The organism is Streptomyces sp. NPDC093071, from assembly GCF_044754545.1.
Lineage (GTDB): Bacteria > Actinomycetota > Actinomycetes > Streptomycetales > Streptomycetaceae > Streptomyces.
The window spans coordinates 232,529-243,776 of sequence record NZ_JBIVPH010000010.1; the positions used below are offsets into that span (position 1 = coordinate 232,529).

At 71.3% G+C, this 11,248-nt stretch carries 11 protein-coding genes; 4 read left to right on the forward strand and 7 right to left on the reverse strand.

Annotated elements, in window-relative coordinates:
- Window positions 1–9: 9 nt before the first annotated feature.
- The gene (gene clpB / locus ACIQD7_RS29180; protein ID WP_402445436.1) at window positions 10–2,613 is read right to left on the reverse strand and encodes an ATP-dependent chaperone ClpB; all 2,604 of its coding nucleotides are present in this window, start codon (window positions 2,611–2,613) and stop codon (window positions 10–12) included.
- Window positions 2,614–2,758: 145 nt separating this feature from the next.
- Here clpB and ACIQD7_RS29185 point away from each other — a divergent pair, with 145 nt between their 5' ends.
- The gene (locus tag ACIQD7_RS29185) at window positions 2,759–3,163 is read left to right on the forward strand and encodes a pyridoxamine 5'-phosphate oxidase family protein (protein WP_402445438.1); all 405 of its coding nucleotides are present in this window, start codon (window positions 2,759–2,761) and stop codon (window positions 3,161–3,163) included.
- Window positions 3,164–3,320: 157 nt separating this feature from the next.
- Here ACIQD7_RS29185 and ACIQD7_RS29190 read toward each other — a convergent pair whose 3' ends face one another.
- The gene (locus ACIQD7_RS29190) at window positions 3,321–3,638 is read right to left on the reverse strand and encodes a (2Fe-2S)-binding protein (RefSeq protein WP_053649837.1); all 318 of its coding nucleotides are present in this window, start codon (window positions 3,636–3,638) and stop codon (window positions 3,321–3,323) included.
- 8 nt (window positions 3,639–3,646) lie between these two features.
- Entirely contained in the window at window positions 3,647–3,934 is a 288-nt protein-coding gene (locus ACIQD7_RS29195) for a hypothetical protein (protein ID WP_402445439.1), read from the reverse strand.
- A 132-nt stretch (window positions 3,935–4,066) separates the two neighbouring features.
- Here ACIQD7_RS29195 and ACIQD7_RS29200 point away from each other — a divergent pair, with 132 nt between their 5' ends.
- Window positions 4,067–5,047 (forward strand): helix-turn-helix transcriptional regulator, encoded by a 981-nt coding sequence (locus tag ACIQD7_RS29200; RefSeq protein ID WP_121830302.1) that lies wholly within the window; start codon window positions 4,067–4,069, stop codon window positions 5,045–5,047.
- A gap of 5 nt (window positions 5,048–5,052) precedes the next feature.
- Window positions 5,053–5,544 carry a hypothetical protein gene (locus ACIQD7_RS29205; RefSeq protein ID WP_402445440.1) on the forward strand — a complete coding sequence of 164 codons (492 nt, stop codon included), beginning with the start codon at window positions 5,053–5,055 and terminating at the stop codon, window positions 5,542–5,544.
- A 69-nt stretch (window positions 5,545–5,613) separates the two neighbouring features.
- On the opposite strand, the gene ACIQD7_RS29210 is transcribed toward ACIQD7_RS29205, so the two are convergent.
- From ACIQD7_RS29210 to dnaK, 4 genes are read right to left on the reverse strand one after another with little or no spacing between them, the layout of a single operon-like run.
- Window positions 5,614–6,057 carry a heat shock protein transcriptional repressor HspR gene (locus tag ACIQD7_RS29210; protein WP_121830304.1) on the reverse strand — a complete coding sequence of 148 codons (444 nt, stop codon included), beginning with the start codon at window positions 6,055–6,057 and terminating at the stop codon, window positions 5,614–5,616.
- Between the two features lie 4 nt (window positions 6,058–6,061).
- Window positions 6,062–7,237, reverse strand: a complete 1,176-nt coding sequence (dnaJ, locus tag ACIQD7_RS29215; protein WP_402445443.1) for a molecular chaperone DnaJ — start codon at window positions 7,235–7,237, stop codon at window positions 6,062–6,064.
- 30 nt (window positions 7,238–7,267) lie between these two features.
- Entirely contained in the window at window positions 7,268–7,930 is a 663-nt protein-coding gene (gene grpE, locus ACIQD7_RS29220; RefSeq protein WP_121830306.1) for a nucleotide exchange factor GrpE, read from the reverse strand.
- Window positions 7,927–9,771, reverse strand: a complete 1,845-nt coding sequence (gene dnaK / locus ACIQD7_RS29225; protein WP_121830307.1) for a molecular chaperone DnaK — start codon at window positions 9,769–9,771, stop codon at window positions 7,927–7,929. The genes grpE and dnaK overlap by 4 nt, the downstream gene beginning before the upstream one ends.
- A gap of 715 nt (window positions 9,772–10,486) precedes the next feature.
- On the opposite strand from dnaK, the gene ACIQD7_RS29230 reads away from it, so the two are divergent.
- A complete protein-coding gene (locus tag ACIQD7_RS29230) occupies window positions 10,487–11,002 on the forward strand; it encodes a sugar transferase (protein WP_402445445.1) in 516 nt (171 codons plus the stop codon).
- Window positions 11,003–11,248 lie beyond the last annotated feature (246 nt).

Consider the following 11,248-nt stretch of genomic DNA (forward strand, 5'->3'; position numbering starts at 1 on the left):
CAAAACGTGTTACAGCGCCTTGCCGGTGCCCGGGCCCACGATCAGCCCGTCCTCGAAGCGGTCCACCCGGACCGTGTCGCCGTCCTGGACCTCGCCCGCCAGGATCTCCCGGGCGAGCCGGTCGCCGATCGCGGTCTGGATCAGGCGGCGCAGCGGCCGGGCGCCGTACGCGGGGTCGTTGCCCTCCTCGGCCAGCCACTCCAGGGCCTCCGGGGTGACGTCCAGGGTGAGGCGCCGCTCGGCGAGCCGCCGGGCGAGCCGGTCGATCTGGAGCCGGGCGATCCGGCCCAGCTCGGCCCGGTCGAGGGCCGAGAAGACGACCAGGTCGTCCAGCCGGTTGAGGAACTCCGGCTTGAAGCTGGCCCGCACGACCTCCAGGACCTGCTGCTTCTTGACCTCCTCCGAGGTCGTCGGCTCGACCAGGTACTGGCTGCCCAGGTTCGAGGTCAGGATCAGGATGGTGTTGCGGAAGTCCACCGTCCGGCCCTGCCCGTCGGTCAGCCGTCCGTCGTCCAGGACCTGGAGCAGGACGTCGAAGACCTCCGGGTGCGCCTTCTCGACCTCGTCGAGCAGGACCACGCTGTACGGGCGGCGGCGGACCGCCTCCGTGAGCTGGCCGCCCTCCTCGTAGCCGACGTAGCCGGGGGGCGCCCCGACGAGCCGGGCGACGGAGTGCTTCTCGCCGTACTCCGACATGTCGATGCGGATCATGGCCCGCTCGTCGTCGAAGAGGAAGTCCGCGAGCGCCTTCGCCAGCTCGGTCTTGCCGACGCCGGTCGGGCCGAGGAAGAGGAAGGAGCCGGTGGGCCGGTCGGGGTCGGCGATCCCGGCGCGGGTGCGGCGCACCGCGTCGGAGACGGCCCGCACGGCCTCGGACTGGCCGATGAGCCGCTTGCCGAGCTCGTCCTCCATGCGGAGCAGCTTCTGCGTCTCGCCCTCCAGGAGGCGGCCGGCGGGGATGCCGGTCCAGGAGCCGACCACGTCCGCGATGTCGTCGGGGCCGACCTCCTCCTTGACCATCGTGTCCTTCGAGGTCTCCTGCCGGGCCTCGGCCTCGGAGGCCTCCTCCAGCTCCCGCTCCAGGGCCGGGATCTCCCCGTAGAGCAGCTTGGAGGCGGTGTCGAAGTCGCCGTCGCGCTGGGCGCGCTCGGCGCGGCCGCGGGCCTCGTCCAGGCGCTCCTTCAGCTCGCCGACCCGGTTGAGGGACTGCTTCTCCTTCTCCCAGCGGGCGGTGAGGCCGCGCAGCTCCTCCTCGCGGTCCGCGAGGTCGCGCCGCAGCTTCTCCAGGCGCTGCTTGCTGCCCTCGTCGGTCTCGTTCTTCAGGGCCAGCTCCTCCATGCGGAGCCGGTCCACGGAGCGCTGGAGCTCGTCGATCTCGACCGGGGACGAGTCGATCTCCATACGGAGCCGGGAGGCGGCCTCGTCGACCAGGTCGATGGCCTTGTCGGGCAGGAAGCGGGAGGTGATGTACCGGTCGGAGAGGGTCGCGGCGGCCACCAGGGCGGAGTCGTTGATCTGCACCTTGTGGTGGGCCTCGTAGCGGCCCTTGAGCCCGCGCAGGATCGCGATGGTGTCCTCGACGGTGGGCTCGGCGACCAGGACCTGCTGGAAGCGGCGCTCCAGGGCGGGGTCCTTCTCGATCCGCTCGCGGTACTCGTCCAGGGTGGTCGCGCCGACCATGCGCAGCTCGCCGCGGGCCAGCATCGGCTTGAGCATGTTGCCCGCGTCCATGGCGGAGTCGCCGCCGGCGCCCGCGCCGACGACCGTGTGCAGCTCGTCGATGAAGGTGATGATCTGGCCGTCGCTCTCCTTGATCTCGGAGAGGACGGTCTTCAGGCGCTCCTCGAACTCGCCGCGGTACTTCGCGCCGGCGACCATCGCGCCGAGGTCGAGCGAGACGAGCCGCTTGTTCTTCAGGGACTCGGGGACGTCGCCCTTCACGATCCGCTGGGCGAGGCCCTCGACGACGGCGGTCTTGCCGACGCCGGGCTCGCCGATGAGGACCGGGTTGTTCTTGGTGCGGCGGGAGAGCACCTGGACCACGCGCCGGATCTCGTGGTCGCGGCCGATGACCGGGTCCAGCCTGCCCTCGCGCGCGGCGGCGGTGAAGTCCGTGCCGAACTTCTCCAGCGCCTTGTACTGCCCTTCCGGGTCGGGTGTGGTCACCCGGCGTCCTCCCCTGCTCGTCTCGAAGGCGTCAAGGAGCCTCTTCGCGCTCGCGCCCTGCCGGTCGAGGATCTCACCGGCCCGGCCGCCCTTGGCGGCGGTGCCGATGAGGAGGTGCTCGGTGGACAGGAACTCGTCCCCGAGCTCCTTGGCCCGCTTCGCGGCGTCCGCGATGACCGCGAGCAGCTCGCGGTTGGGCTGCGGGGGCGCGACCGTGGAGCCGGCGACGCTCGGCTGGGCGGCGAGGAGCCGCTCGGTCTCGGCGCGCACGGCCGCCTGGTCGGCCTCGACGGCGGCGAGCAGGTCGGTGATGTTCTCGTTGTCCTGGCCGGCGAGGAGGGCGAGCAGCAGATGGGCCGGGGTCAGGTCCGGGTGTCCCTCGGACACGGCGCGGCTGGTGGCCGCGTTGATCGCGTCCCGGCTCCTGTTGGTCAGTTCGGCGTCCATGTGCGGTGCTCCTCCTCGGCGTGCGGGTGCCTCGCGGATCCGCCCGGATCCGCTGCATGACTTCTGTGACTCCTCAAGAGTACACAAAGTTGAGTCGATACCGCTCAAGTCAACGGAGGGGGTCCTCCCCGGGTAGTTTCCGGGCATGGCAACGGATCCCAGGAACCCCACCGACTCGTACCTCGGCTTCTGGCGCGAGTACCACATGTGCACCCTGACCACCCCGCGCCCGGACGGCACCCCGCACGTGGTCGCGGTCGGCGTCACGTACGACCCCGAGGGCGGGTACGCGCGCGTGATCACCAACAGGAACAGCCGGAAGGTCGCCAACGTCCTGGCGGCGGGCGCGGACGGCGCGCGGGTCGCGGTCTGCCAGGTCGACAAGGGGCGCTGGGCCACCCTGGAGGGCGTCGCCCGGATCCGTACGGAGCCGGAGGTCGTCGGGGACGCCGTCGCCCGCTACGCGGAGCGCTACGGCCGCACGCCGGCCCCGAACCCGGACCGGGTCGTGATCGAGATCGCCCTCACCCGGGCGATGGGCCGCGCCTGAGGGGCGGCGGGCGCCCGGCGGAGACACGGGCGCAGCACGGACGCGGGCCCGGAGCAGAACACGGGCGCAGCACAGCGGCGCCATCGCGTTTCAGGTCCGCGATGGCGCCGCTGTGTGGGGGAAGTACCTGGGCGACCTACAACGACGGGGGGATCGCTCAGGCACTGCGGGGGGTGGCGGTGATGGTCTCGGGTTCGATCAGCTGGTGGTCCCGCTGGTCGAGGTTGACGAAGATCATGCCGTACCGGATGGCACAGCGGATGGGCTGCGGGGCACCGCGCGGGCGGCGCAGACACCGGTAGGCGCGGACGTCCTCGTCCTGCTCCCGCGCGACGACGATCGGCTCTCCGAAGAGCGTGACCTTCAGCGAGTCACCACGGTGGGGGATGGCCGTGGCGAGGTCGACGAAGTGCCATCCGGATCGGTAGGCCGAGGCCATCTCCCGCCGGAACCTGGGGTCATCGGGAACGTTCATGATCCCGCTTAACTCCAGCCGGGGTCGGCGGCGGGGGCGACGTGCCAGCCCGGGTCGCTCGCCAGGGCCCGCACCACGGTGGCGGGCTCCGCGTGCCAGCCGGGGTCGCCGGCCGGGGCCACGTGCCAACCGGGGTCGTTGGGGGAGGCCAGGTGCCAGCCCGGGTCGTTCACAGCGGCCCGCACCGTGGCCGGCTCCGCGTGCCAGCCGGGGTCCAGGGTCACGCCCACGGCCCCCACTGCGACAGCCGCGATGAAGGCGACTCCGGCCACCGCACTTATGAGCTTCTTCATCATCACCGAGCAACCTCACTTGAAGGCAACGTCTTTTTCCAACCCCCGCGAGTAAGACGATGGCTTACTCTCTCCGCTCGCACCACCAAACCCATGCATCATGTTCCTGAGATGCAGGAGCCTGGGGGTGTACATATGGGGAAACAAGCGGACGAGACAGGTCACCCTCATTCGCATACGGAACTCTGCGCGGCAGGATCCGAGCTGTACGCGTCCGCACTGCGGACGGGGCGAATACCCCGGTCAGAGACGGTCGAGGCGCCCTGCCTCCTGGACCTGTCCCTGCTCCACCCCGATCCCGACGACGCCCGGTGGCTCCGTCCGGTTCCGCCCTCCGCCGCGCTCGCCCAGCTGCTCCAGCCGATCGAGCGCGAAATCCTCGACCGCCGCCGGCGCACGGTCGCCCTGTCCGACGCTTTCGAGCCTTTCATGGCCATCGGCGCCCACGACTCACCGACCACACACGCCATCACCGTGCTCGAGGGCATCGACCGCATCAACGCGAGCCTCGACCGGATCGTCGCCAACTGCCGCAGCGAACTGCTCACCGTCCAGCCCGGCGGCGGCCGCCCGGCCCAGGCCCTGACCGAGGCCCTGCACCGCGTCTCGCCGCTCCTGGGCCGCGGCATCAACATGCGCACCCTCTACCAGCACACCGCGCGCCACACCGAACTCACCCTGACCTACCTGGAACACGTCGGCCCCGAGGTCCAGGTCCGCACCCTCGAAGAGATCATCGACCGGCTGATCATCGTGGACCGCGAGGTCGCCCTGATCCCGGCCCGCAGCGACCGGCAGATCGCCCTGGAGCTGCGCCACCCCGGCCTGGTCGCCTACCTCGGCGGCGTCTTCGACCAGTTCTGGCGCCTGGCGGTGCCGATCCGGGAGGAGATCCCGTACGACATCAAGACCGACGGGATCGGCGGCGTCCAGCGCTCCATCGCCCGGCTCCTCGTCGAGGGGTACGTGGACGAGGCCATCGCCCGCCGGCTCGGGATGAACGTGCGCACCTGCCGGGCCCACATTGCCAAGCTCGCCGCCACCCTCGGCAGCGGCAGCCGGGCCCAACTCGGCTATCTGATCGCCCAGTCGGGCATTCTCGAACAGGACGACTGACCACCGTGGACACATCGATGGACGGGGACGTGCGGATCGACCTCGACGGCCCCGCCGGGACCCTGCGGGTCTCCGGACCCGGACTGCCCGTCGTGGAGCTCGTACGGGCCCCGGGGACCGCACCCGCGGACCACGTGCCGATCGGCACCCGCAAGGCCGCCCTCCTCGCGCTCACCGTGGACGGCGCCCCGGCCGTCCTCCGCCCCGCCCGGGGACGGCTGCTGCGCCGCTCCTACCGGGTGGACGCCGTCGTCGGCGGGGTCCGCCACCGGCTCGTCCCCTGCTCGTACGCGGAGAGCCGGCTCACCCGGGACGGGCGGCGGCTCGGCACGCTGATCTCCAGCGGGGACGGGCGGGTGGACCCCGAGTGGCTGCCGGACCGCGCCCCCGAACCGCTCGACGTCGCCGTCGGCACCGCCCTCGCCGCCGCCTTCGGCACCGGGGCCGCCCCCTGGTGGGAGACGCTCGGCGACATCGTGGCCGAGCTGATCCCCTGATCCTCCGAAGACGCGCGCGAGGCCCCCGCCACCGGAGTGGAGGGGGCCTCACGCGTGAGAAGTGCGGGGCTACTCGCCGCGCTTGGGGCGCCAGACCACCAGCGCGCTCGCCTGCTGCACGTCCTGGTACGGCACGAGGTCGCGCCGGTACGAGGCGTGCACCTGGGCCTCGCGCTGCCGCATCGCCGCCGCCGCGCCGTCCACGGCCGCCGACAGCTCGGCGATCCGGCTCTGGAGCGCAGCGACCTGGTTCTCCAGTTCGATGATGCGCTTGATCCCGGCCAGGTTGATGCCCTCGTCCTGCGACAACTGCTGCACCTGGCGGAGCAGTTCGATGTCACGGGCCGAGTAGCGCCGCCCCCGGCCCGCCGTGCGGTCCGGGGAGACCAGACCGAGCCGGTCGTACTGGCGGAGGGTCTGGGGATGCAGACCGGAGAGCTGGGCCGCCACCGAGATGACGTACACCGGCGACTCGTCGGTCAGTTCGTACGGATTGCGTCGGCGCCCTTCCACCGGGTCACGCTCCCTTCGCGGCCTGGAACAGCTCGGCCCGCGGGTCCTCGGAGACCGTCGCCTCGCGATAGGTCTCCAGGGCCTCGCGTGCCTTGTCGTCGAGCTCCTTCGGCACGGCGACCTCGACCGTGACGAGCAGGTCGCCGCGCGTGCCGTCCTTGCGGACCGCGCCCTTGCCCCGGGCGCGCATGGTCCGGCCGTTCGGCGTGCCCGCGGGCAGCTTGAGGGTGACCGCGGGGCCGCCGAGGGTCGGCACCTTGACCTCGCCGCCGAGCGCCGCCTCCGTGAAGGAGACCGGCACCGTGACGGTGAGGTTGTCGTCCTTGCGGCCGAAGACCGGGTGGGCGTCGACGTGCACGACGACGTACAGGTCGCCGTTGGGCCCGCCGCGCTCGCCCGGCGCGCCCTTGCCGCGCAGCCGGATCTTCTGGTGGTCGCTCACCCCGGCCGGGATGCGGACCTGCATGGTGCGGGAGGACTTGGCCCGGCCGCTGCCCTTGCAGACGTCGCAGGGGGTCTCGGCGATGAGGCCGCGCCCCTTGCAGTCCACGCAGGGGTCGGTGAGCGAGAAGCCGCCGCCGCTGCCGCGCGAGACCTGCCCGGTGCCGACGCAGGTCGGGCACACCCGGGGCGTGCCGTTCTTGTCGCCGGTGCCCGAACACGCCGTGCACGGCTGCTGGCTGGACATCCGCAGCGGTACGGTCGCGCCCTCGATGGCCTCGGTGAAGCTGAGGGTCACCTCGGACTCGATGTCCTGGCCGCGCCGCGGCTGGGTGCGGGCGCCGCCCCCGCCGCGGTTGAAGAGGCCGCCGAAGACGTCCCCGATGCCGCCGCCACCGCCGCCGAATCCGCCGGCCCCGCCCTGGGCGCCTCCGAAGAGGTCGCCCAGGTCGAAGTTGAACGAGCCGCCGCCCCCGGGACCGCCGGCCCGGAGGCCGCCGTTCCCGAAGAGTGCGCGGGCGTCGTCGTACTCCTTGCGCCGCTTGGGGTCACCGAGGACGTCGTTCGCCTCGGAGATCTCCTTGAAGCGCTCCTCGGCCTTGGTGTCGCCCTTGTTGGCGTCCGGATGGTTCTCGCGGGCGAGCTTCCGGTACGCCTTCTTGATCTCGGCCTCGGTGGCGTCCTTGGGGACGCCGAGGACCTTGTAGTAGTCCTTCTCGACGAAGTCCTTCGTGCTCATCGACGTCCCTCCTTCCGGACGATCGTTGCGTCACCCCTCGTCGGGGGCACCGCTCTCCTCGTCGGCCGACTTCTTCTCGTCCTTGGCCGGAGCCGCGCCCGGCTGGGGCTCGGCGACGGCCACGCGCGCGGGCCGGATGGTCCGCTCGCCGATCCGATACCCGGGCTGCAGGATCGCCACGCAGGTCGTCTCGGTGACGTCCGGCGCGTACGAGTGCATCAGGGCCTCGTGGATCGTCGGGTCGAAGGGCTCGCCCTCCTTGCCGAACTGCTGCAGACCCATCTTGGCGACGACGGTCTCCAGCGATTCGGCCACCGACTTGAACCCGCCCACGAGCTCGCCGTGGTCCCGGGCCCGGCCGACGTCGTCGAGCACGGGAAGGAGCTCGGACAGGAGGCTCGCGACGGCGATCTCCTTGACCGTGACCCGGTCCCGCTCCACGCGGCGGCGGTAGTTCTGGTACTCGGCCTGGAGCCGCTGGAGGTCCGCCGTGCGCTCGTCGAGCGCGGAGCGCACCTGGTCCAGCTGGGCCGTGAGGCCCGCGTCACCGGCCGGCTTCTGGCTGCTTGCGTCCCCGGCCGGGGCCGTCGCGTCCTCCTGGGCGGAGTTCTCGACGGCCTCGGCGGCGTCGTCAGGGGTGGCGCCGGAGGGGACGTCGGGCTTCTCCTCGAAGCCCGGGGTCTCCTCGGTCACGCCTGGCCACCCTTCTTGGGCTCGTCGTCCACGATCTCGGCGTCGACGACGTCGTCGTCGGCCTTCGCCTGGCCGGCACCGGCGTCGCCGCCGGCCGCCTGAGCGCCCTGGGCGTCGGCGTACAGCGCCTGGCCGAGCTTCTGCGAGACGGCCGCGACCTTCTCGGTGGCGGTGCGGATCTCGGCGGTGTCCTCGCCCTTGAGCTTCTCCTTCAGCTCGGCGAGAGCGGCCTCGACCTCGGTCTTGACGTCGCCGGGGACCTTGTCCTCGTTGTCCTTGAGGAACTTCTCGGTCTGGTAGACGAGCTGCTCGCCCTGGTTGCGGGACTCGGCGGCCTCGCGGCGGCGGTGGTCCTCGTCCGCGTACTGCTCGGCCTCCTGGCGCATCCGGTCGACCTCGTCCTTCGGCAGCGAGGAGCCGCCGGTGACGGTCATCTTCTGCTCCTTGCCCGTGCCCAGGTCCTTCGCGGTCACGTGCATGATGCCGTTGGCGTCGATGTCGAAGGCGACCTCGATCTGCGGGACGCCGCGCGGGGCCGGCGGGAGGCCGGTCAGCTCGAACATGCCGAGCTTCTTGTTGTACGCCGCGATCTCGCGCTCGCCCTGGTAGACCTGGATCTGCACGGACGGCTGGTTGTCCTCGGCCGTCGTGAAGATCTCGGACCGCTTGGTCGGGATCGTGGTGTTGCGCTCGATGAGCTTGGTCATGATGCCGCCCTTGGTCTCGATGCCGAGGGACAGCGGGGTCACGTCGAGGAGCAGGACGTCCTTGACCTCGCCCTTGAGCACACCGGCCTGGAGGGCGGCGCCGATGGCGACGACCTCGTCCGGGTTGACGCCCTTGTTGGCGTCCTGGCCGCCGGTCAGCTCCTTGACGAGCTCGGCGACGGCGGGCATACGGGTCGAGCCGCCGACGAGGACGACGTGGTCGATCTCGGAGAGGGCGATGCCCGCGTCCTTGATGACGTTGTGGAACGGGACCTTGCAGCGCTCCAGGAGGTCCGAGGTCAGCTGCTGGAACTGGGCGCGCGTGAGCTTCTCGTCCAGGTGCAGCGGGCCCTCGGCGGAGGCCGTGATGTAGGGCAGGTTGATCGTGGTCTCGGTCGAGGACGAGAGCTCGATCTTGGCCTTCTCGGCCGCCTCGCGGAGGCGCTGGAGGGCCATCTTGTCCTTGGCCAGGTCCACGCCGTGGCCGTTCTGGAACTGCGTCACCAGGTAGTCGACGACGCGCTGGTCCCAGTCGTCGCCACCGAGGTGGTTGTCACCGTTGGTGGCCTTCACCTCGACGACGCCGTCGCCGATCTCCAGGAGGGACACGTCGAAGGTGCCGCCACCGAGGTCGAAGACGAGGATCGTCTGGTCGTCCTTGTCGAGGCCGTAGGCCAGGGCGGCCGCGGTCGGCTCGTTGACGATGCGCAGGACGTTGAGGCCCGCGATCTCACCGGCCTCCTTGGTGGCCTGGCGCTCGGAGTCGTTGAAGTACGCCGGGACGGTGATGACCGCGTCGACGACCTTCTCGCCCAGGTAGGCCTCGGCGTCACGCTTCAGCTTCTGCAGGATGAAGGCGCTCATCTGCTGCGGGTTGAAGTTCTTGCCGTCGATCTCGATCTTCCAGTCGGTGCCCATGTGGCGCTTGACCGACCGGATGGTCCTGTCGACGTTGGTGACGGCCTGGCGCTTGGCCACCTCGCCGACGAGCACCTCGCCGTTCTTCGCGAAGGCGACGACGGACGGCGTGGTCCTGGCGCCCTCGGCGTTGGTGATGACGGTGGGCTCGCCGCCTTCCAGAACGCTGACGACGGAGTTAGTCGTGCCCAGGTCGATGCCGACCGCACGTGCCATTTCGATTCCTCCAGCTGACTGACTTGAGTGGTACTGACTCAAGGATGCACGAGACCCCTGCCTGAGTCAACAGACCTGAGTCGACTCGACTCAACTCTTCACCTGCCCGCCCGCTCAGACCCCCACCCCTGCGGGCGGAAAAGCGCGTCATCCCCCTCCCGGCGGGGCGTCCCGTGAGAGAGTCCGGGTGCCCCTTCCCGGGCAAAGCAGGCATATCCCACGAATATCCCATGATTCTCACGCGGAAGGATGTGGGGGAATGACGGCCGGTACCGACAGGAGCCCGACGGCCGGTGAGGAACCGACACCGAGCGCGGAGCCGACGTCCGGGGAGGGGTCGACACCGAGCAGAAGGCCGACGCCCGGCGAGGGACCGACGCCCGACGGGGTGCCGGCACCCGGCGGAGTGCCTGCCCCCGGCGAGGGACCGGTACTCGGCAGGGGGCCGACGCCCGACGAGAGGCCGACACCGAGCAGGAGGCCGACACCCGGCGAGGAGCCGGTGACCGGCAGGCGGGCGGAGCCCGGGAGGGGGTCGGCGGTCGGCGAGGGAGCGGCGGGCGACAGGCCGGCGGCGGCCGACAGGCAGCAAGCGGCCTACGAGGGGTCGGCGGGCGACAGGCAGCAAGCGTCCAGCGCGGCGACGCCCGGCGAGGAGCCGGCACCCGGCCGGAGACCGACATCCGGCGAGGGGGCAGCGGCCCGTGGAGGGGCGGTGCCCGGCAAGGGTGCCGGGTCCAAGCGGGTCTTCGATCTTCTGGGTGGGCTCGCGCTCCTCCTGCTTCTCGCGCCGCTGATCGGCGCCGTCGCCCTTTCCGTCGCGCTCGGGTCCGGGGCGCCCGGGCACGGGGTGCTGCGCCGCAGGACCGTGGCGGGGCTGGAGGGGCGGGTCTTCACGATGGTGACCTTCCGGACCAGGAGCCCGCTGGCCGCGCTGCCGCTGCTGCTGCACGTCGTGACGGGCCGGATGTCGCTGGTCGGGCCGTGTCCGCTGACCCCGGGGCACCGGGAGTGCACGGGCGAGGGGCGCCGCCGGCTCTCCGTACGGCCGGGGCTGACCGGACCGTGGCAGATCAGCGGACGCTCGGACCTGCCGTGGGAGGAGCGGGAGCTGCTCGACCTCCACTACGTGGACCACCACTGGCTGGGGACGGACCTGCTCGTCCTGGCGCGTACGCTTCCAGCAGTGCGCAGACGCCGCGCGGCGGGTCGCCCGGCAAGGGTTGCCTGAGCGACACAGATCACCGCGAGGGCCCCTGCATCACCCGGCCCCGAACGGGTAATCTCAGCACGGACTAAATAAGTTACCGCTTAGTAGGCCTCAGCTCAGGCACTGAGCGGGCCCGCCCGAGGAGCCCGACATGCAACTCGCCGCGATCATCGTGTCGCTGACGCTGACCGTGGTCGGCGTTGCCCTGCTGGCCCGCGCCATCGGCCAGTTCGTCCGGTACTTCAAGCTCGGCCAGCCCGTCCCGGC

Bases quoted from the DNA above. Each gene is read 5' to 3' on its own strand.
- ACIQD7_RS29185 (WP_402445438.1), top strand. From the start codon at position 2,759: ATGGCAACGGATCCCAGGAACCCCACCGACTCGTACCTCGGCTTCTGG.
- ACIQD7_RS29195 (WP_402445439.1), bottom strand. From the start codon at position 3,934: ATGATGAAGAAGCTCATAAGTGCGGTGGCCGGAGTCGCCTTCATCGCG.
- ACIQD7_RS29190 (WP_053649837.1), bottom strand. From the start codon at position 3,638: ATGAACGTTCCCGATGACCCCAGGTTCCGGCGGGAGATGGCCTCGGCC.
- dnaK (WP_121830307.1), bottom strand. From the start codon at position 9,771: ATGGCACGTGCGGTCGGCATCGACCTGGGCACGACTAACTCCGTCGTC.
- ACIQD7_RS29200 (WP_121830302.1), top strand. From the start codon at position 4,067: ATGGGGAAACAAGCGGACGAGACAGGTCACCCTCATTCGCATACGGAA.
- clpB (WP_402445436.1), bottom strand. From the start codon at position 2,613: ATGGACGCCGAACTGACCAACAGGAGCCGGGACGCGATCAACGCGGCC.
- dnaJ (WP_402445443.1), bottom strand. From the start codon at position 7,237: ATGAGCACGAAGGACTTCGTCGAGAAGGACTACTACAAGGTCCTCGGC.